Below are 19,340 nucleotides of genomic sequence, written 5' to 3'. Positions count from 1 at the left end.
TATTCTGGATCGACTGACCAGGCATTTCTTGTCGCATTGAGGTTCGTCGTCGAGTCGTGATCTTCACAGCTTCATGTACTTGGAGTGACGTAATGGCAAATCAGCGGGTCGGTTGGTTAGCGCGGTTCCGCTGGACTGCTGGCCGGCGACCCTGTCCCGCGTTGCTCACGAAGGCGAAGGTCGACATGGCGGCGCGGGAGCCGAGGCTTGTTCGGATCAGAAATCGTCGTCGAACGCCGCGGTGCCGGTGACACCGACCTGGTACGCCGACACTCGGCGGTCGAAGAAGTTCGACAGCTCCTGCACGTTCTGCAGCTCCATGAACGCGGACGGGTAGCGGCGCGATGCCCAGTGTGGCGAGCCGTCGGTCGTGGACGTGCTGAAGGTATCCGCGCATGTCGGCCAGGGACATCCCGGAGATGCCGTGGCCGAGCAGCCGAATGCAGCCTGCGCACCCCGGCCCCGGTTGCCGCCCAGCCCGTCACCGCCTGACCGGCACGCAGCCGGGACCGCCACCCTCAACCCGTGGCGCCGTCCCGCCTGCGGCCGCCGTCCTCGGCTCCGAGGACTGACAGCACGCATCCAGGTTTGCCGCAGGCGCGTGGTCAGCCAGCTGATCGCGGGAGCGGATGAGGAAGCCACAGGTCGGGGGCCGTCACCCTCGGCAGCGCGGTCAGCCATTCGGCGAGCTCGGCGGGGCGCCGAGGCACGAAGGTCTCGATCGCCCGCAGCTCCTTCGAATGCTGCAGCGCGGCCCGCATGGCCTTGTCGGGGAACACTGCCTCGCAGTACGCATATGCGACCGACATCGCGTCGATGTCGACGATGTCGTTCACCGTCCACTTGTGCAGTGGATCCTTGTGGTACCTGGTCTTGATGCTGATCGCCACCTGCGCGTGGGGCATCGAACCCATGAACGCCCGCATCTGCTCGTCGGATGAGTCGAAGTCGGGCTTTCCGTCCCTGGTCCGGTCCATCCGCATCCGGGTGAACATGTCGATCCATTCATGCACGAACTCGCGAGCGCCTACGGCGTCCCGGAGCCGGCCGCGCCGCCACTTCGGGTGCTCGTTGAGCACCCGCACGGTGTCCAACTCCCATCGGACCCGATCCTCCTGGCTTTCGAGTGCCGCCTCGGGCCGGTAGCTCGGATCGGTTCGAAGCGCGGCGAGGTCTTCGTCAGATGGGCCGCGCAGCATGTCGTGCTCCATCTGGTAGTTCATCGTCGCCATGAGCGCGAAGAACTCGGCATCGGTCATCTGTGCGCGGATGGCGTCGGAGGCGTCGCCTCCGGCGCTGTTGCGGATCTTCATTCCGCCGACGAACCCGAACTCCTGTCCAAACGTCGGCCGGACAAGCGCGAAGCTCCTTGCGGAGATGTCTTCACCCATGATCTTTGCCATGCCGGCCTCGAGCTCAAGCTCCGCGATGACCGTGCGGCCCAGCAGATAGTTGTAATCGGACAGGGCTTCCAAAATGTCCGCGAGCACGCCGCGCTGCTTCGGGTCGGCGATCTTCAAGATCTCCCACTGGTGCTGCCCGCTGAGCGGGAACATAGCCCGCTGCTCGGCTTTTGCCAGCAGCGCGGCCTCATACAGGTCGGCGTAGCCTTGCGGCACGTTTGTGTCGCCCCGCAGGGTACGGGCGATGTAGATGATCGTGTTCAGGTCGAGGTACACGAGCGGAATGCGTGGCCGCATGACGTTCGCCCACACAAGATCCGCGGTCATAGGAGCTCTCAACTCGACGGTCACGATCACACCTTTCTGGGAACGCACCACAAGTCTGAACCCGGCAACCGGTGTTGAGCTCATGAATTTCACGTCGGTGTGGTATTGGCTGACATGATGGATGATCTTCCCGGTGAGCATGCCGCGCGCCACCACGGACCAGGTCTGGGTGGGCGCAGCCGTCCCAAGCGCGAGCTTGCTCCGTGCTGACGACCTGACTTTTCTGCCCAGCAGGCTCGGCTCGAAGGATAAACCCTGCACGCCGGCATGTACCTCGGCATCGGTTCCGTCATCAACGCCCCCAACACCGGCGACGTCGTCAAAGATCTTCAAATCCAAAGTTACTGGCTCGGCAACATTGTGGCCGCCGCCGAATCGTCAGTTGAGAGCAGGACTGCGCCGACTACCCGCCGTTGTCGCGCTTTGCCCCGCCTTGGTGCCGTCTGCGGAACTGTTCGCCCATGTCGATGAACCGCTGAATGTCGGGCAGATCGAGGTTGCCGAGGTGTGCGGGGCGGGTGGCCGGGAGCCAATCGGGCAGCTCGTCGCCAGGGTGCATGATGACGATCTCCTCCGCAGCCGCCCAGGCGTTGATCGCGAACGAGCGGTACAGCAACGTGCTCGGCTGCGAAAACTCGGTTGAGCCCGTCTGCATCTTCGGATAGATCGCCAGGCCGGTGGTGCGGTTGAGCGGCAAGCTGACCCGGTCTGCGGTGAGCATGCCGACGCCGGAGTCGTCATCGCGATCGCGCCACAGGTAGACCGGCTGATCGGAGGTGAACAGGCGATGCCGCCCGAATGTGACGACCTGCCACTGCGCCCGCGCGTAGTGGGCAGCCATGTGGGTGACCCCGTCGAACATTGTCTTCAAGTGGTTGCGCCGAGCGGTCGGCGGGTCGGAGAGGTCACCGCGGACCACGATGCGATCCCAGGCTGCCTCGATCGCGTCCGCGTCGGTGAGCTTGAGCCGGGAGGCGAGGCGCTGCTTACCACCGAGAGCGAGATCGGCCCGAAGCATGATCTTCTGCAGCCCGACCGAGTCGACGCGGGTTCCGCGGCCGCGCAGGTACTGCAGCACCACCCAGGATGCGACGTGATACCGCTGCTCGACGGACAGCTGTTCGTGCTGGGCGAGCGCTTGAAGCGGTGCGACGGCCGCCTGTTCGATCTCACCGATGAGCTTCTCGGCGAGGCTCTCGCGCTCGGCGTCGAGCCAATCGACCCTGTAGAAGTTGGCTTCGACGGCGACGTTCTTCACGTTTGTCGTGTATGCGGCCGGCGCCTCTCCGAAGCGGACCACCTTGACGTGATTGCCACGATCCGCGAAGCCCCGCAGGTAGAACTGCGGCACCTGGTGGTGTCGCTTCGGTTTGCTCATGCCCACTCCCATGTCCGCGGACAACAGTAGGCGAGCTGGACACACACCTGCGTGCTATTTCGCCGGGGTGAACGCACCACCGCAGGCCGGCCGGCAGAGCGGGACGGATATCCCGAACGCGGCAACGACCAGACTGCGCTTGAGCAGGCGTGCCGTCGGCGGGTGGCGGCCATGTCGATTGAGGCGAGCCGAAGCTGCCCGGATCAGGATGCCGCTGTGTTGCGCCTCTCGATCATCTGCCGGATCTGGTGGGATCGGTCGACGGTGAGCAGGCCGACAATGAAGCGGCTGGCAGGATCAGCGGCGAGGTCGTTGTACCGACGCGCAACCGACGCGCGAACCTTCGCCGACGGATCCCGCGCAAGGTGGACAGCAAGGGCTAGAGGTCTGGTCGTCGATCGCTCCCAGACGTTCATGGTCAGTGACCGGACGTCGGCCAGCCGGTGACTGGCGAGTTGCACCATGGCTGCGTCGGAGTCCGCAACTGTCGCGATCGCCCATGCGGCCGAGATGCAGTCGTGATCCCTGCTCGACCGCAACAGGGGTTCAGCGGCAGCGACAATTCGGTTCGGCAACGTCGCGTCATGACTCGCGGACACGTGAACCGCGTACATCTCTGCCGCGGCATCGACGGCTGCGGCCGGGAGGGTCTCGGGAGGGTTCGACCAACGGAAGCTCGCGAGCGGATCTGTGCTGAACGCGAGCGCGTCAAGCGGGTGCTGTTCGGTCTCGACGGCGAGGTCAACGAACGTGCTTGCGATCTGCAGTGCTGTGGCCGGATCAATGATCTCCCGCAGGAGCGATACCCCTCGGACCGCCTCCGCTCGTGCTTGGCCAGTCTCGTGCCGGTTGCCGGCCAGTGCGAGCAGTTTCGTCACTACTGCGTCTGCGAGCTGATGTACGTCACCATCGACGATGGCCGTCAGGGCTGCTCGTTCGTTGCTGGACATCACTGGCGCGTCGTGCAGTTCTGTGGCATCCAGGTTCAACGGCCCGTCATCGCCGTTTCCGTCCAGCACGAGCGCCTTCAGGAGGCGAGCGGCGTGGTCGTTCAGTTCGCTTATGCCGACGCTGTTGGTGGCGGTGGTCAGCGGTTTGGAGAGGATCCGGTATGCGTACCGACGTGCACTCCGTCGGGTCTCAATCGTTGCCACGCCCCAAGCGACGAGCGTCCTGACGGCGAGGCCGTCGTCTGCGGCGGCGTGCCGCCGGATGTCGTCGGTGAGCGGCGCGAGGACCTCGGGCAGTTTGCGGATGATGTTCCAAAGGTCGTCGTCGACGTACGGCAGCGCCAAGGCACGAGCGAACAGGTTCAGGACGCGGTCGGTATATCTGGAGTACCGCACGACCACGCGGCCTGCGATCAGCGCGGCTTGCTTCGTCTTGCGCGTGTTGGCGCTGAGGGCCGGTTGTGCGAGCTCTAGAAGGGGTTCGACATGCGGTTCATCCGCGCGGAAGGCGAAGGGCACTAGTGCGTCGAGCGCCGACTCGGCCGGGCCAAGGCCGGCGCTGTTGGGTTGCCAGAACGTGGTGGCGATCTCGATGAGAAGATCGAGCGTCTCGCCAACCCGGTCGTCCGGGATGAGGTCGTGCTGCTGAGCCAGCACGCGGATGGCGGCGGCTGCCGCCCACGGAGGGCCGGACCGGATAATCGATAGAACGTCGATCCATTCCTCGACGGCCTCAGCGCGTGATGCGGCGACCTTCCCGTCGCCACCAACGATGGCTGCCACGACGGCGAGCGTCGGTCGCGCTGCTTTGTCGAGAATGTCGGAGAACAGTCGTTGTGACCTTCGTACGCCGACGATGTATCCGCCGGCACGTTCCTCGAAGAGGCTGCGGCGCACACTGCGAATCGCAGTCTGCAGATGGCCGGCTTGCAGGTCCTCGATCGCGCCGTAGTACGCGTCGCTGCGGCCTTCGAGGAAGCTGGTGCTGTTGGGGATGCCGGCGTTGATGTCGGATACGCGCCCAAAGTCCAGATCGTGTGTGGTGGGTGCGGTCTGTTCAAGGCTGTGGAGGGCGCTTCGCGCATCGCCGCCGTGTCCGGCCTGGAGGGAGGCCATGAAGCTGCGCCGCCACTCGTCAACTGCTTCGGCCGCTCGTCCGGCGACAGCGTAGGCGCGTGCACACCGGGCATGTGCGATTGCTGCGGCGTGCTGTGGAAGTCGGCCGGCTCCGGCGTCGGTGACGATGGCCCGGTAGAGGGCTGTGACATCGACCTCGGTGTCATGCTGTCGTTGGCGATCGATCGTGGCATCGGCGATCGCGCAGCGGATCCGGCACCGCCAGGTGCGGTCCGGTGTGACCGTTCCAGCGTGCTGCCCGTGCAGCAGCAGCCGGTCCAGGAGGGCCTCTGCATCATCGGGCAGCTCGGTGCTGATCCATGAGGTGGGCGGGGATGTGGTGAACAGGCCGTCGGTGAGCGTCTGCTCAAGCGCGATGCAGGTGAAGATGCCGAAGTTGGCGTCTTCGGCTGCGCGTAGGACGTCGAGGGCGTCGACGAGTTGCCCGAGGTCGTGTCCGCCCCCGTGCCAGTCGCGCAGCGCATCGAGGGCGAGGGTGCGGGCGGTTCGAACCGGGTCGTCGGTGAGTCGCTCACGCCAGTCGCGCATGTCGCCGGGGTCGTGGACGTTGCCGCCGAGCAGGCGTTCGACGGCGATTGGCCACACGATGTCGAACGCCTCGGCCGCGTGGCCAGCGTTGAGCAGCATCACCGCGGCGCGATGTGCGTATGTGTCGGCGTGTCCGGTGTACCCCTCGCTACGCAGCACGTCGGCAACGGAGGCCAGGAGCTCGGCTCCTCGCTGTGGTGACGTTACCGCGATCTGTTGGGCGCGGTCAGGGGCACCGGCGAGGCCGCACTCCTCAAGGGGATCTTCAAGCAGGCCGTAGGGTGAAGGTGTCCCGGCCGGCTGCTGCGGTGGTGTGACACCGCAGAATGCGCGTGCCCACTCGGGACCGAAGATTGCGTGGACCAGGCCGCTTGCGTCGCGTAAGGCTCGGGACAGGTGTTCCGCGCCGATGATGTCAACAACAAGGCCGTGCTTGCGGTAGTGCTGCTGCAGGGCGATCACGCTGTCGGTGAGTGCCGTGTCACCTTCGATCTGGGCCGAGGTGACAAGGGCGAACCTGTCGGCATCGAATCGTCGTTTTGGTAGAACGCCGGTGTGCTCGTCAGGCGTGCCGGCATACACCTCGACAGCGGTGCGGATCTGCTTCGCGCTAATCGTCTCGAATCGCTTGGCCTGATAGACGACAGAGCTGCCATCGGCGTTGGTTCCAACGACGTCCAGACCGTACTGCCCTTGTCCGCGACGGCCGTAGAGGTGTACAGCCCGGAGCCCTTCAACAAGCCATGCGAACTCCGCGACGACCCGTTCGAAGACCTCCGGCGCCAACGCTCGCAGTGGCAACTCGACCTCCTGCACCGCTGGCGTTGGCAGCATGGCCGGTTGACGTGTGGCGAGTATGCGGGCGAGCGCGATCTGCTCGACCGCATCATCGTCCCAGGCGGATTCCGAAGCCATGACATCCTCTCGGCCGAGCCCAGGATTCTAACCCGTCGCGGCCGGGACACGGGCTATTTCAGTGTCCCCGGCTGCGTTCGCTTGCCTGACGTCGAGGTCTACCGCGGTGCTCGGCGATGCAGCTCCTCTGGAACGCGGGGATTGGTGAATCCGAAGTCCTCAGCGATCCATTCAAGAGCAGCAACTGCGTGCCGTGCGACGTCCGTTGGGTCGAGACCAACGGGGGTGGTGACTCCGGCGGCCAGCCGGCGGGTGTTCTGTGTCCGTGCTCGGCCGAATGGAGTGAGGTCGACCATGTCGAGCAGCCGGCGCGGCCGAGGATCTCCGCTGTGCTCCGGTCGCTCGTTCTGGATGTAGAACTCCAGGCGTGGGGCGCCGGCCGGCTCAGCGCCTGACGGGTCGTCGGTGCCAGCGAGCAGCAGCGCGGTGCTCGAGACCTGCCACGCGCTGGCGAAGAACGAGATGAGCTCGTCCAGTTGCACCGCAAGATTTGAAGGAACGGGCACAACATCGCCTTCGGCGGCAGCCGGCTGGACGGCGTCGAAGTCGATGCGGATCTCGGCAAGGACGGTTACGACCTGCGAGTAGGCGAGAGGAAGATCGATCTTGATGCCGGCACGGACGATCACTCGACCTGACTGATCCGCCAAGAGGTACCTGTACGTCGCTGAGCGTGCGTTGTTGCGGTGCTCGTCATCCACTTCGTGCCAGGCGTCGGACGATGGCGAAGCGCCATACCTCGTTCCGAATTGCCTGATGAGGTCGTCGAGGCCGGTAGCGGCTACAGCCAGCAGCATCTGCTCGCGCCGGGCTTCGGTGATCCGCAGTTTCGCGGGATGCAGAGGGAGCTCGCCGGCTACCGCCAACCGAAGATCCATTTTGGCCTGGTCGCCGTGCTCAGTTCGCCAGTCGGCATGTCGGCTTGCCTCGCTGTCGAAGACGACTTCGGTACGCCATAGGGGCAGGCCGTCGCGGCTGCGGACCAGCTCACCCTGATGGACGCGGTTGGTGCCGCGCCCCCATGTGGCGCCGACGAGGCGAACGCGCGTCCAGTTCGTGTCGATGAACCGCTGCTGACCTTCGTCGAGTGCGGGATAACCGATGGCGGCCACCCCGCCGCCTGAGCCGCCGATCCGCTGCCAGGCGTCCCACGCGTCGTGATCAACAACGACGGCCGGGTGGTCGAACGGTGCACAGATCACCGCGGCGGCACCGAGCGGGCCGCCTTCGAAGTGCTGCAGGACGCCGCCGCCCACTTCCTGCACTACGTCGAGTGCGTCGCCGAGTACCCGTCGGCCGCCGACCGCGTCGTAAGCTTGCTGGAACGGTCGTTCGTAGCCGGACTGTCCGGGCCGAAACTCTGGCCGGGCCGGTGTGCTGGTCGGTACCTGCACGGGTTGGGGACGTTCTCGCAGCTGGCGGATGAGCTCATGCATCACCTCGTTCGCGGTCGTCAGACCCGCGAACGCCTTGCGCAGTTCCGGGTAGAGATCGAGCAGGCGGCTGCACTGATCTGCGTCCCACACGGCGAGGTCGAGCAGTGGCAAACGAGCCAGGTACTCACGGACCAGCGCAGCGACTTTGTCCTTGCCGCCAGTGCCGGGCGTGCTTGACAGCGGGACGTTCGTGATGAAAACGAGGTACTGAGGCTGGCGACCGTCGCGCACCCTGCGTTTGGTCGGATCGGTCCACGCGTCCATCTCAGCGCGGACCTGCTGCAGAAACCAAGTTGCATTCTCGGTGGCGGTGCCGATGCGGGCCTTGTACTTCGTCTGCACGACGCCGTAGCCGTTCCAAGGCTCCGCGCTGCTGGGATACGGCACTTTACCGTCGAAGGTTGCCTCACGGCCGCCGTCGGGGCCATCGCCGAACACCTTCGTCCCCGGTCCGAACACGCACAGCGCGAGCGCTTGGCTCAGCTGTTCGAAGCCGTCTGCGCCGAGCCGGGCGAAGTCATCTGCCATAAGTCCATCATCGAACACCATCCTCAAGCAGGAGGTCGGCGGTCACTCGCTCGTCTCGTCTGGCCGTCGGGTGCATCGGTACGTGCGGTCCGGCGTGGTGAACGCATAGTGGGTGCGTCCTTCGCTGTGCGTCCGCGAAACCATGGTCGCGTCCGTCAACCAGACCACCATCGGATCCAACTCGATCCTCTGGCTGCCGATCTGGACTTCCAGCGGCAGCTCGACGGCGAAGGTCCCTTCGAGATCCTCGAAGTCCGTGCCCAGGTCGAACATCAGGACCTGATCGTCTGGAATAGTTTGAATGACCTCCTCGCCGCGCAACAGTCGCGCGGCGAAGTACCACCTGCTGACGTCGTCGTACGTCGTCTGGGCTAGATCAGGGACACGGATCGGTGTGCTGGTGTGCTGCTGGATCTCGGCGAGTACATCGAGCGTACGGCTCGTAAGTTTGAGCTCCCGGTCCAATTCGGCAGACCGAGGCAGCGCCCAGAGCGAATCCGGAACTCCCAGCTCGGGCGGCGTGTGGCGAACGCTGACACGTCCGATGTTGGGTGCGTGGCAATGGACCAGGAACTGCATCGCAGAGCGAACCGCAATGACCGGCGCGCCGCTCAGCTCGCCGATCTGCAGCACCCGGTTGGCCGTCTGCTCTACCAGATTGAAGCGGTCTTCGATGACGAACGCCTTGTTCACCTCCTCCAGAACGACACGGGTCCCGTCTTTCCCATCGCTCTTGTCCGTCCGGTCAAGGTCTGCGGCCCCCAGGACTGCGCCGCCAGGATCGACGATTTGGACGTGGAGGTTCGGGTTACCGCCGAGGCTGTCGCCGAGGCTCAGCATCCTTACCTGGGCGCGCTCGATTCGGCCGCCGAGGCCGCCCGGCGCGTCTACCTCGCCGTCGAACGCGCCCACCGGACTCGTCAGCGGAGTCCCAAAACTGACGAAGTCGCGGAGCGCTCCCTCAAAGTCGCTGCCCACCTCGGCGACGAATCTCCCGGAGACGGTGATCGGGCGCAGCTGGGCGGACGCGGCGCACCTGGCGATGATGTCAACGGCGACCCAGGGGCCATCGCCCGTGACGCCGTTCATCCAGGTCATAACAAGCATCGGTCGTTCGGCAGGAGCCGGAAAGCTTCCCGCGCCAAATCTGAGTTCGTACCGGTAGTGCGGATCTGTATCGAGCGTCGGAAGCGCCTTCTGGATACGAGACGCGACAGACGGGACGTCCAGCTTCTCGCCGCGGTCAACCGCGAACAGAGCAGAGACCGTTTCATACGCTTCCTGGATGCGGCCCCGACCGCCGTGTAGGTAGTAGTCGACGACGTCACCGTACTTTGCAGCGAGCTGCTCGACATAGGTCAGCCCATGCCACACGGCAGTGAGTCCGCGTGCCTCCCCGACCTCCTGGAGCCACTTCTCGGCCTCCGGGCTTGGGTCCCACGGTGTAACGAGATGCCATGACGTGACCTTCAGGCTCGCCCACCGGGGATCTTCCGTCAACGTCTTTAGGGACTCCTCGACCTCGTCCTTCTGCTTCTTGTTCAATGGTTCGCAGTAGCGTTTCACCTGGTAGACCTTGTCGCCCGAAAGCCTGTCCAGGATGTCGACGCCGCCATCGCCGCGCGACGGTGTGATGCGTACCGAGGTCGGATTTTCCCTGCTCACGAACATGGCGACGACTGCCTCGACATCGTTGCCCTCGAGGCGGGTCCACTCCACACGGCTCATACGCCAAGGATCGCCTACCACCAGGAGAGCTGGGATGGTCGACCGTCCGGCGTGTCGCGCCGGGGAGCCTCCGTGCTCTGCAGCCGTTCGCACGCCGCCCTGCCGAACCAACGTTCTGCCAAGAGGCTCTAGGGACTGCACGTTCACAGATCAAGTCCGTCGACCTGTTGTTCGTCGAGGCCGACGGTTTCGGCCGTCCTGGCGGCACCAGCCTCGGCGTGTGCGGGCAGGTACCGGTCGACGGCATCCGCGCGTGGTCGCGGCCGCGTGGCGTCGACAGCTCGCACCATCGCCGTAGCGGCCTTCAGCGCTTCGCGGAGTTTTTTCTGCTTTGCGGTGCGCGGCGTAAGCGCGGTGCGCCAACTCGGCTACAGCGGCTAGCCCGAGGTACCTAGTGGGCAGACTGTGTTCGTACACGGCTGTCCAGTTCGCGTGCTGTCCTTCGAGACGGGGCGGCGCATGATCTCGACCTGCGGCGCGTCCTCCGGCGCTTCCGCGGCGATCGCGGCGGGGTGTACCGCGACTTAGGCGTGTTCAAAGCTTCACTAGACCACCTGATGACCGTCGATGGCCTGCGCGAGCGGATGTGGCTGGCCGGTCATGGCGGCGAGGGCGGTGGCGATGGCTTGGAGGTCGGCGCGGATGTAGGTGGTGGTGGCTGGTCCGGTGGTGTCGGTGTGGCCGGCGTAGGCGCGGGCGGTGCCGTATCCGAAGTGCCGTTCGACCCAGGTCAGCGTGGTATGGCGTAGCCAGTGGGCGGTGATGCCCTGGGCGGCGACCCAGGGCAGGTGCCGGCCGATGCGGCGCCACAGCTCGTCGTAGCGGCGGCTGGTCAAGGCGCGACCGTTGCGGTACCGCAGCAGCGGGTCGGTGGGCAGGACGGCGCCGCGGGCGGCGGCGTGCTGGGTGAGGCTGGTGGCGAGGTCGAGGCTGATCGGCTGCCAGCGGACCGTGCCGCCCTTCTCGCGGAGTTGGAGGAGGCCGCGGTCGGCGTCGAGGTCCTGCAGCCGTAGGCCGAGGGCGCCGGCGCGCCGGCAGGCTGTTTCGGTGTGCAGGCGCAGCAGGAGTGCGTCGAGGATGGTGTCGTTGCCGGTGGTGCGGGCAACGAAGTTGATGTCGGTCAGTTCGGCTGGGGTGAGTGCCCGTCGGGTGGTGGGCAGTCGCCGGGGCTTGCGGACCCGGTGGGCTGGGCTGTCGGCGGCGTCGATAAGGCCGTCGGCGATGGCGACGTTGTAGAAGGCGCGGGCGGCGGCGATGAGCAGTTCGCCGGCGTGGCGACCACCCCGGCTGTTGCGCCGGGCTCTGGCGCTGCTGACGACGCGCCGCTGGAGTGCCTGGATGTCGCTCGCGGAGACGGCGTCGATCGTGAGGTCGCCCCAGGCTGTGGTCATGCGCTGCCAATAGCTGCGGTAGGCGCGCAGCGCGCCGGGACCGGCCGCGGCGAGGACCTGCGGGAGATACTCGTCGAAGGTCGGCAGCGTGGATCGGGCGTCGTTCTGCAGGTCGGCGAGGGTGACGCCGAGCTCAGCCAGGGCGGTCCAGGCGGCGTCGAGCCGAGCGCGGTCAGCTGCCATCGGCTGCGGCGGACCGGTCGACGAGGAGCCGTGCGACGGTGTGGGCCGGATGAATGAGGAGCAGGTCACGGCCGGGGTGGGCCAGGAGGACGACCAGGTCGCCGACGGCGAGGTGACACAGCTGCCGAGTCGCCGCCGGAACGCCCAGGAGACCCGTGGCGCCGATGGTGTGCCGTCCGGTCGGGTTGGAGGTCGCGGTGATGGCGCCATGCGCGATGTCGAACTGGATGCGGTGCCCGGGTGGCCAGCCCAGCAGGTGCAGCAGCGCGCGGGCCGAGACTCGGCCGGACGGGTCGAGCCGACCGACGTCCAGGTGCGCCTCGGCCTGGTCAGGGCCGGTGCGAGGTGCTGGCAGATGGGGCAGTGGTGGCCGTGGCGGGCGGGCGCGGGGGAGTGGCGCGGGGATGAGTGCCGCGATCATCTGCTCGACCGGGGCTAAATTGCTGCTGCGCGGCACGCGGGTCATCGTCGCCGCCGGGGCGCGGTCCGCACACGGCGAAACCCGACCGGGTGGTCACCCGCTCGGGTCTGCTGCTGGGATGCTATGGTCCCCACGATCTTGGTAAACATTTACCAAGACCAGTGTCGAAGGGGGGACTTGAACCCCCACGCCCTTGCGGGCACTAGCACCTCAAGCTAGCGCGTCTGCCATTCCGCCACTTCGACCTGCTGTGAACATCCTACCCGGTGACTTTCTCACCGCCCGGATGGCCGTCGGAGACATTACACGGTCCCGGAAGATCTTGGCGAATCGGGGGGTGTGACACGCGAAGGGCCCCGGCTGGGGGGTCGCCGGGGCCCTGTTGCGCGGGATGGCCGGAGGGGGAGCCGGTCATCCGTGTCGTGCGGCTATACGTTGAAGATGCTCACGCCGCCAGGGCCGACGAGCAGCGCCACGACGATGAGGATGATGCCCCACAGGATCTGGCGGCGCAGCAGGGCGGCGACGCCGGCGATACCGATGAGCAGCGCGATGATCCACAGAACAGTAGCCATGATGGTCTGTTACCTCCGGGGTGAGATTGATAAACGCGATCAGCTGGCGAGGTCCTCGGGCCAGGTGGTGCGGCGGGTGAGGACGTCGCGGATCTTGTCGACGACGGCTACGGCCGGGTCGACGAGCTTGTTGAGCGGCGGCGCTGAGGGGGTGCTCGGGTGGGGTCGGGTGGGTGCCGCGCCGCGGGCGATCTGGACCCGGTTGCCGAGCCGGACGAGCTCGGTGTCGGTGCACTGTTCGCGGAGACGGGGGAACACCTCCTCGCCGGTGCGGTGGTTGTGGTCGCGCACATGCGACGTGACCGCCTCCAGCGCCGCCTGGTACGACGAGTCCGCGGCAGGCGTCACGTGCAGCCGTTGCAGTGCCAGGAGCAGCTCCGCGTCTGCCGCCACCTCCTGTGAAGCGATCGGGTCGCCGTCGGGCAGGACCGCCTTGACCGTCGGGTAGAGGTACTGCTCCTCCGCCGACAGGTGCCGCGCCAGCGTTGCCACGAGCACGTCCTCGATGTCCCGCGCCTTGGCCTTCTCCTGCTCGCCGGGTGCGGTGAGCCGCTCGCACAGCGAAGCGAGCTCGCGGTGGTCCTCGTCGAGGAGGTCGAGCATGTTGTAGCCGCCGAAGTCGACGTCATCGTCTTCGATGCCCGGCACCGGTGGCAGTGGCGGCAGGGGTGCGGCGCTCACGAGGACCCTCCATCGATCGGTTTTGCTGGTGCCGCATCGGTACCCGACGTGCAAGTTCTTGAAACAGGTGGTTACCGGCCAGTACGCTGCCATGCATCACCTTCTATGGGAGGTCGGGGGGCCTGTCACGGAAAGGGGCCGCCATGTCCATCACCGGGCGGGGACTGACCGTCCTCGCCGCCACCCTGGCCGTGCTGCTCGGGACCGCCATCCCGGCACACGCCGCACCCGGGCCGCCACCCGGCTCCATCGCCAGCATGGGCGACTCCATCACCCGCGGCTTCAACGCGTGCGGATGGTTCGTCGACTGCCCGACCCGCTCGTTCAGCACGGGCAACAACTCCGCCGTCAATAGCCACTACCTGCGGATCCGGGCGAAGAACCCAGCCGTCGTCGGGTACAACGACGCCAGATCCGGGGCAAAGGTCGCCGACATGCCCGCACAGGCGGCGACGGCCGTGTCGCAGCATGTCGCCTACGTCACGATCCTCATCGGCGCGAACGACGCCTGCACCTCGTCGGAGTCGACGATGACCAGCGTCACTGCGTTCCGGGCGTCGCTGGACAGCGCCCTCGGCACGCTCAAGGCCGGCCTGCCCGCCGCGAACGTGCTGCTGATCAGCGTGCCCGACCTGAAACGGCTCTGGCAGGTCGGCAAGGACAGCTCCGGCGCGCGGACCGCCTGGGGGCTGTTCGGTGTCTGCCAGTCGATGCTGGCCAACCCGACGTCCACCGCCGCCGCCGACACCGCGCGCCGCGACCGGGTCCGGCAGCGGGTGATCGACTTCAACGCGCAGCTGGCGGCCGCGTGTACGGCATACGGCGCCAACTGCAAATACGACGGCGGGGCGGTGTTCGGCTACGCGTTCCAGCTGTCACAGATCTCGACGTGGGACTACTTCCACCCCAACGCGTCGGGGCAGGCGGTGCTCGCCTCGGTGAGCTACGGGGCCGGCTTCGGCTGGTGAGTGTGACGGTCCGGTGACGCAGCATGTCACGTCACCGGACCACCCGCCGAAATTGTCACAGCCGCCTGGTATGACTTCTCCATGGACGCCACCGACGAGGTCATCGAGCTCTGCCGCGACCTGCTGCGCATCGACACCACCAACACCGGCGACCTGGACACCAGCGCCGGGGAGCGGCTCGCCGCCGAATATGTCGCGGAGAAGCTGGCCGAGGTCGGTCTCGAGCCGCAGATCCACGAGAGCGCGCCCGGCCGGGCCAGCGTCGTCGCCCGGTTCGAGGGCAGCGACCCCGGCCGCGACGCGCTGCTGATCCACGGTCACCTCGACGTGGTCCCAGCCGACGCGTCGGAGTGGTCCGTCGACCCGTTCGGCGGCGAGATCAAGGACGGCTACCTGTGGGGCCGCGGCGCCGTCGACATGAAGGACTTCGACGCGATGATCCTCGCCCTGGTGCGGCAGATGCGCCGCGAGGGCCGCAAGCCCCCGCGCGACGTCGTGCTGGCGTTCGTCGCCGACGAGGAGGCCGGCAGCACCTATGGCGCCCAGTATCTGGTGGAGAAGCACCGGCACTACTTCGACGGGGTGACCGAGGCGATCGGCGAGGTCGGCGGGTTCTCCGTCAGCATCGGCGGCGACCAGCGCCTCTATCTCATCGAGACCGCGCAGAAGGGCATCGACTGGCTGCGCCTGCACGCCAAGGGCCGCCCCGGGCACGGTTCGATGATCAACGATGACAACGCGGTGACCGCGGTCGCCGAGGCCGTGGCCAGGGTCGGCCGGCACCGCTTCCCGGTGATCATGACGCCGACCGTGCGGACGTTCCTCGAGCAGGTCTCGGAGATCCTCGGCATCGAGCTCGACCTCGACGACCCCGAGCGGGCCGTGGAGAAGATCGGCCCGATCGCGATGATCATCGGCGCGACGCTGCGCAACACGGCCAACCCGACGCGCCTCGCCGCGGGGTACAAGGACAACGTGATCCCCGGGCGGGCGTCCGCCACCATCGACTGCCGCACCCTGCCCGGGCAGTCGGAGCTGTTCGAGCAGCAGCTGCGCGATCTCGTCGGCCCCGACATCGAGCTGGAATACATCCACCGTCAGGCCGCCCTCGAGACCACCTTCGACGGCGCGCTCGTCGAGGCCATGACGGCCGCGCTCAAGGCGGAGGACCCGGGCGCGCTGCCGGTGCCCTACATGCTCAGCGGCGGCACCGACGCCAAGCAGTTCGACAAGCTCGGCATCCGCTGCTTCGGCTTCTCACCCGTGCGCCTGCCCGCCGACCTGAACTTCGGCGCGTTGTTCCACGGCATTGACGAGCGCGTTCCCCTGGAGGGACTACAGTTCGGCGTGCGAGTCCTCGACAGGTTCCTGCAGCAGTCCTGATCAACCCGATCGTCCTGACGTTTCCGACACCGACAGCCACCAATCAGGGGGAGTCCCATCATGACCGACCGGCACGCGGAGCTTGACGCCGCGCTCGAGCGCGTGATCACGGCGGCCCGCGACCACCTTGCCGCGGTCAAGGCCGCCGACGGGCGGGCCGACGACGACGAGGTGTGGCGCGCCTACGTCGAGCTCAACAACGCCTCCAACGGCTATGACGAGCTCCTGCTCGACGCCTTCGGCGAGGTCACCCCGTGGGACGTCGAAGCCATCGACCCGGACGAGGCCGACCGCCAGTTCGGCGTCGGCATCGGCGGCGTCGACGGCACCGAGGCCGAAGACCCGCACCCGCAGATCATCTCGGTCCGGCAGCGCCGCGACTACCGGGTGCCGAGCGTCGCCGCCCTGCTGCGCCTGGCCGACGCCGCCCGCCGCACCAACCCCGGCGACGGCGACTCCGCCCCGGTCGAGACCGTCGGCGAAGCCGTCCTCGAGCTGATGCAGGCCGGCGACGGCTCCCTCGGCGCCCTGGACATCCCCGAGCTCGAGTCCCTCGACGGCGTGGTCGTCGTCGCCGAGGTGGCCACCCCGCTCGACCCCGAGGCGTATGAGGACAACGACGGCACCGGCCCGTTCGCCGTCGGTGACGAGGACCGGGTCGTGGACCGGCTCGACGAGCACGCGTTCGTCGACCTCGACGACGACGAAGACGAGGACGAGGAAGGTGTCGGCATCGACGCCGGCCTCAACGAAGCCCCCGGCCAGAGCTCCGAGGCCGCCGACCGCCGCTGACCATCGCCACGCTGACCGGCCCGTTCCCCGACGGGCCGGTTCGCTGCGGCGAGCCGGTGCCCTGACCTGCTGGTCGGCCCGGACCGCACTGCTCGTCGAGCGGTCGATCCGCTCATGCGTATCGTCGCTGCCCCGGCCTGAGGTCGGGGCAGCGTTCGTTCACCGGGTCACCAATGGTTGCCAGGCAGCGCGTCATCGGCTCCCACCGCAACGGCGGCCGGAGGTCAGTGCAGGGGGAGCGGGCCCTTCGGGGGAGGACACCGAAGAGTTCACCGGATGTGTACGTGCCCGTGCCTGGTCCTCGTGCGGTGACAGCGCGCACGATACGAGGAGACGGCAGTGCGGACCCTACGTGCTGAGGCCGGGCATGGTGTCGTTGGTGACCTTGCGGCGGAGCATGACCTGGCGGGTGCCGTCTGCGTAGAGGCGGACCCTGGCCAGCTCCCAGCCGCCGTATTCGGCCTGGATCGTCAGCTGTGCGTTGGCGGTGAGCCGGTCAACGTTCGACGGCAGCCGCAAAGGCACGTATTCGTAGTCCATGAACCGATATTGCTACGGCGAAATCCGCTGCACCAGACCCTCAGCCGACCCGGCGACCACGACCGTGCCGGTCAGGGCGTCGACCGCGACCGCGATCGGCAGGCGTGGTGTGGGGTGGCGGGTGACTTCGCGAGGGGTGCCGCCGGTCAGGTCGTAGCCCACCACCTCATTACGCTCGGTCACGGTCACCCACAGGGTGCGGCGGGTGGGGTCGTAGGCGGCGGCGTACGGGGAGCCGGGCACCGGAAAGCGTTGCCGCAGGATCAGCGGGCCCGTCTCGAACACGAGGAGCTCGCCGTCGCGGGCGTCGATGACCAGGAACCGGCCGGGGCCGCCGGTCGTGACACTGGCGGCACCGTCGCCGGCGCGGAGGCCTTCCCGGCGGGCGCCGGAGGTCGCGTCGAACACGGTGAGTGACGTCTGCGCGGGGTCCAGGACGGCGACGAGGTCATCGGTGACGGCGACGCCGCCGGGCTGGCCGCCGGGGTGCAGGGTGCGGGTGACGGCGCCGGTCGCCGAGAGGATGATCACGTCGCCGAGCGACGGCACGGCCACCGCGGTCCACCCCGACGGGTGCACGGCCAGCGCCCCACCGGCAGCAGGCAGCGACCACCGCGAAACCACAGGGGCACCCGAAGCCGGCGAAGAAGCCGCAGCCGACGAAGAAGCCGCAGCCGGCGACGAGGCAGAAGCCGGCGAGGGAGCCGCGACGGTCAGCACCGTGCTTCCGGACACGGCACGGAACCCGCCGTCCGGCAGCGCGACCACAGCCCGCACCGGATCCGGCACCGGCACCGACGCGACCCGACCCCCCGAGGCGTCCAGGATCACCAGCGCCGACGGCAGGCCCACAGCCGTACCCGAAGCCCCCACCGCCACCGCCGACGGCTGCCCACCCACCGGGACCACCGTCCCAGCGGGAGAGACCGACGGCGCCGGCGCCCAGGTAGGCGTGGGAACGGTCGCGTCCGGGTGGCGCACCGGCGCACCGGCGTCACACCCGGCCAGCACCGCCAGCAGGACCAACGACAACACAGCAGGACGGATCATGATCCGGCAATTATGTCTGGCGCTCCGGATAGCCCGACGTCGGAGCCGACACGTCGTCGAGCGCGGAGCGGATTTCGCGGGGCAGGTCGATCTCCTCGGTCTGCAGGGCGCCGAGCAGCTGCCCGACGGTGCGGGCGCCGAGGACGGGCGCGACCACGCCGGGGCGGTCGCGGACCCACGCGAGCGCGACCTCCAGGGGTGACACGCCGAGGCCGCCGGCGGCGGTGGCGACCGCCTCGACGATGCCGGCGCACCGGTCGTCGAGATACGGGGCGACGAACCGCTCGAAGTGCGGCGACGCGGCACGGGAGTCGGCGGGCACGCCACCGCGGTACTTGCCGGTGAGCACGCCCCGGCCGAGCGGTGACCACGGCAGCAGGCCGATGCCGAGTGCCGAGCAGGCGGGCACCACCTCACGCTCGATGCCGCGTTCGAGCAGCGAATACTCGACCTGCGTGGAGACCAGCGGGGCGCGGCCCGGCCACGCCGCCTGCCAGGTCGCGGCGCGGGCAGTCTGCCAGCCGGAGAAGTTCGACACACCGGCGTAGCGCGCGCGGCCGGTCTGCACCGCGGTGTCGAGGGCGCTGAGCGTCTCTTCGAGGGGGGTGTCGGGGTCGTACCCGTGCACCTGCCACAGGTCCACGTGGTCCGTGCCGAGCCGCTCCAGGGACGTGTCGAGGGCGCGCAGCAGGTGGCTGCGGGAGCCGTCGCGCCGGCGGGCCATGCCGGGTCGCAGGCCGGCCTTCGTGGCGATGACCAGCTCGTCGCGGGGGACCAGCCGGCCGACGAGCGCACCGATCACCGACTCCGCCTCACCGTCGGCGTAGACGTCGGCCGTGTCCAGCAGCGTGCCGCCCGCGTCGCGGAACGTCTTGAGCTGGGCGGCCGCGTCGTCGGCGTCGGTGTCACGGCCCCAGGTCATGGTGCCGAGGGCCAGCCGGGACACCGCCAGCCCGCTACGGCCGAGCGGTCGCTGCTGCATGCATGGAACGATACGGCCGGATCCCACCGAAGGCGGGTAGGTGG

At 67.8% G+C, this 19,340-nt stretch carries 15 protein-coding genes, 1 tRNA gene and 1 pseudogene; 3 read left to right on the top strand and 14 right to left on the bottom strand.

Features of this window, described 5'->3' with window-relative positions; translation table 11 throughout:
* Window positions 1-216 precede the first annotated feature (216 nt).
* The 11 genes and pseudogenes from AB0K00_RS33155 to AB0K00_RS33105 all read right to left on the bottom strand — a co-directional run.
* A pseudogene (locus tag AB0K00_RS33155) lies at window positions 217-436 on the bottom strand (ribonucleoside-diphosphate reductase); the annotation flags it as partial.
* A gap of 169 nt (window positions 437-605) precedes the next feature.
* Window positions 606-2,069 (bottom strand): hypothetical protein, encoded by a 1,464-nt coding sequence (locus tag AB0K00_RS33150; protein ID WP_363528471.1) that lies wholly within the window; start codon window positions 2,067-2,069, stop codon window positions 606-608.
* A gap of 64 nt (window positions 2,070-2,133) precedes the next feature.
* Window positions 2,134-3,108 (bottom strand): DUF4238 domain-containing protein, encoded by a 975-nt coding sequence (locus AB0K00_RS33145; RefSeq protein ID WP_363528468.1) that lies wholly within the window; start codon window positions 3,106-3,108, stop codon window positions 2,134-2,136.
* Between the two features lie 203 nt (window positions 3,109-3,311).
* Window positions 3,312-6,638 carry a hypothetical protein gene (locus tag AB0K00_RS33140; RefSeq protein ID WP_363528465.1) on the bottom strand — a complete coding sequence of 1,109 codons (3,327 nt, stop codon included), beginning with the start codon at window positions 6,636-6,638 and terminating at the stop codon, window positions 3,312-3,314.
* A 98-nt stretch (window positions 6,639-6,736) separates the two neighbouring features.
* Entirely contained in the window at window positions 6,737-8,602 is a 1,866-nt protein-coding gene (locus AB0K00_RS33135; protein ID WP_363528462.1) for a hypothetical protein, read from the bottom strand.
* A gap of 42 nt (window positions 8,603-8,644) precedes the next feature.
* Window positions 8,645-10,330, bottom strand: a complete 1,686-nt coding sequence (locus tag AB0K00_RS33130) for a hypothetical protein (RefSeq protein ID WP_363528460.1) — start codon at window positions 10,328-10,330, stop codon at window positions 8,645-8,647.
* Window positions 10,331-10,875: 545 nt separating this feature from the next.
* Window positions 10,876-11,904, bottom strand: a complete 1,029-nt coding sequence (locus tag AB0K00_RS33125; RefSeq protein ID WP_363528458.1) for a tyrosine-type recombinase/integrase — start codon at window positions 11,902-11,904, stop codon at window positions 10,876-10,878.
* The gene (locus tag AB0K00_RS33120) at window positions 11,894-12,361 is read right to left on the bottom strand and encodes a hypothetical protein (protein ID WP_363528455.1); all 468 of its coding nucleotides are present in this window, start codon (window positions 12,359-12,361) and stop codon (window positions 11,894-11,896) included. The genes AB0K00_RS33125 and AB0K00_RS33120 overlap by 11 nt, the downstream gene beginning before the upstream one ends.
* A 126-nt stretch (window positions 12,362-12,487) precedes the next feature.
* A tRNA-Leu gene (locus AB0K00_RS33115) sits at window positions 12,488-12,570 on the bottom strand.
* Between the two features lie 183 nt (window positions 12,571-12,753).
* A complete protein-coding gene (locus AB0K00_RS33110) occupies window positions 12,754-12,900 on the bottom strand; it encodes a GPGG-motif small membrane protein (protein ID WP_363528452.1) in 147 nt (48 codons plus the stop codon).
* Between the two features lie 39 nt (window positions 12,901-12,939).
* Window positions 12,940-13,581 (bottom strand): hemerythrin domain-containing protein, encoded by a 642-nt coding sequence (locus tag AB0K00_RS33105; protein ID WP_363528449.1) that lies wholly within the window; start codon window positions 13,579-13,581, stop codon window positions 12,940-12,942.
* A gap of 143 nt (window positions 13,582-13,724) precedes the next feature.
* Between AB0K00_RS33105 and AB0K00_RS33100 the strand changes: the two genes are divergently transcribed.
* The 3 genes from AB0K00_RS33100 to AB0K00_RS33090 all read left to right on the top strand — a co-directional run bounded on the left by AB0K00_RS33100 (window position 13,725) and on the right by AB0K00_RS33090 (window position 16,724).
* Window positions 13,725-14,549, top strand: a complete 825-nt coding sequence (locus AB0K00_RS33100) for an SGNH/GDSL hydrolase family protein (RefSeq protein WP_363528446.1) — start codon at window positions 13,725-13,727, stop codon at window positions 14,547-14,549.
* 81 nt (window positions 14,550-14,630) lie between these two features.
* Window positions 14,631-15,932 (top strand): M20/M25/M40 family metallo-hydrolase, encoded by a 1,302-nt coding sequence (locus AB0K00_RS33095; RefSeq protein WP_363528443.1) that lies wholly within the window; start codon window positions 14,631-14,633, stop codon window positions 15,930-15,932.
* A 60-nt stretch (window positions 15,933-15,992) separates the two neighbouring features.
* Window positions 15,993-16,724 (top strand): hypothetical protein, encoded by a 732-nt coding sequence (locus AB0K00_RS33090; RefSeq protein WP_363528441.1) that lies wholly within the window; start codon window positions 15,993-15,995, stop codon window positions 16,722-16,724.
* Between the two features lie 348 nt (window positions 16,725-17,072).
* On the opposite strand, the gene AB0K00_RS33085 is transcribed toward AB0K00_RS33090, so the two are convergent.
* The 3 genes from AB0K00_RS33085 to AB0K00_RS33075 form a co-directional block, all read right to left on the bottom strand.
* Window positions 17,073-17,264 carry a DUF5703 family protein gene (locus tag AB0K00_RS33085; RefSeq protein WP_363528438.1) on the bottom strand — a complete coding sequence of 64 codons (192 nt, stop codon included), beginning with the start codon at window positions 17,262-17,264 and terminating at the stop codon, window positions 17,073-17,075.
* A gap of 12 nt (window positions 17,265-17,276) precedes the next feature.
* Entirely contained in the window at window positions 17,277-17,888 is a 612-nt protein-coding gene (locus tag AB0K00_RS33080; protein WP_363528435.1) for a hypothetical protein, read from the bottom strand.
* 436 nt (window positions 17,889-18,324) lie between these two features.
* A complete protein-coding gene (locus AB0K00_RS33075) occupies window positions 18,325-19,296 on the bottom strand; it encodes an aldo/keto reductase (protein WP_363528432.1) in 972 nt (323 codons plus the stop codon).
* Between the last annotated feature and the right edge of the window lie 44 nt (window positions 19,297-19,340).

The organism is Dactylosporangium sp. NPDC049525 (assembly GCF_040676755.1).
Classification (GTDB): domain Bacteria; phylum Actinomycetota; class Actinomycetes; order Mycobacteriales; family Micromonosporaceae; genus Dactylosporangium.
The sequence above is the reverse complement of the archived record's forward strand: the minus strand, read 5'-3'. Positions and strand labels throughout refer to the sequence as shown.

Coding starts and splice junctions, on each gene's coding strand:
- AB0K00_RS33090 (WP_363528441.1), top strand. CDS start 15,993: ATGACCGACCGGCACGCGGAGCTTGACGCCGCGCTCGAGCGCGTGATC.
- AB0K00_RS33125 (WP_363528458.1), bottom strand. CDS start 11,904: ATGGCAGCTGACCGCGCTCGGCTCGACGCCGCCTGGACCGCCCTGGCT.
- AB0K00_RS33100 (WP_363528446.1), top strand. CDS start 13,725: ATGTCCATCACCGGGCGGGGACTGACCGTCCTCGCCGCCACCCTGGCC.
- AB0K00_RS33110 (WP_363528452.1), bottom strand. CDS start 12,900: ATGGCTACTGTTCTGTGGATCATCGCGCTGCTCATCGGTATCGCCGGC.
- AB0K00_RS33135 (WP_363528462.1), bottom strand. CDS start 8,602: ATGGCAGATGACTTCGCCCGGCTCGGCGCAGACGGCTTCGAACAGCTG.
- AB0K00_RS33095 (WP_363528443.1), top strand. CDS start 14,631: ATGGACGCCACCGACGAGGTCATCGAGCTCTGCCGCGACCTGCTGCGC.
- AB0K00_RS33075 (WP_363528432.1), bottom strand. CDS start 19,296: ATGCAGCAGCGACCGCTCGGCCGTAGCGGGCTGGCGGTGTCCCGGCTG.
- AB0K00_RS33145 (WP_363528468.1), bottom strand. CDS start 3,108: ATGAGCAAACCGAAGCGACACCACCAGGTGCCGCAGTTCTACCTGCGG.
- AB0K00_RS33085 (WP_363528438.1), bottom strand. CDS start 17,264: ATGGACTACGAATACGTGCCTTTGCGGCTGCCGTCGAACGTTGACCGG.
- AB0K00_RS33140 (WP_363528465.1), bottom strand. CDS start 6,638: ATGGCTTCGGAATCCGCCTGGGACGATGATGCGGTCGAGCAGATCGCG.
- AB0K00_RS33130 (WP_363528460.1), bottom strand. CDS start 10,330: ATGAGCCGTGTGGAGTGGACCCGCCTCGAGGGCAACGATGTCGAGGCA.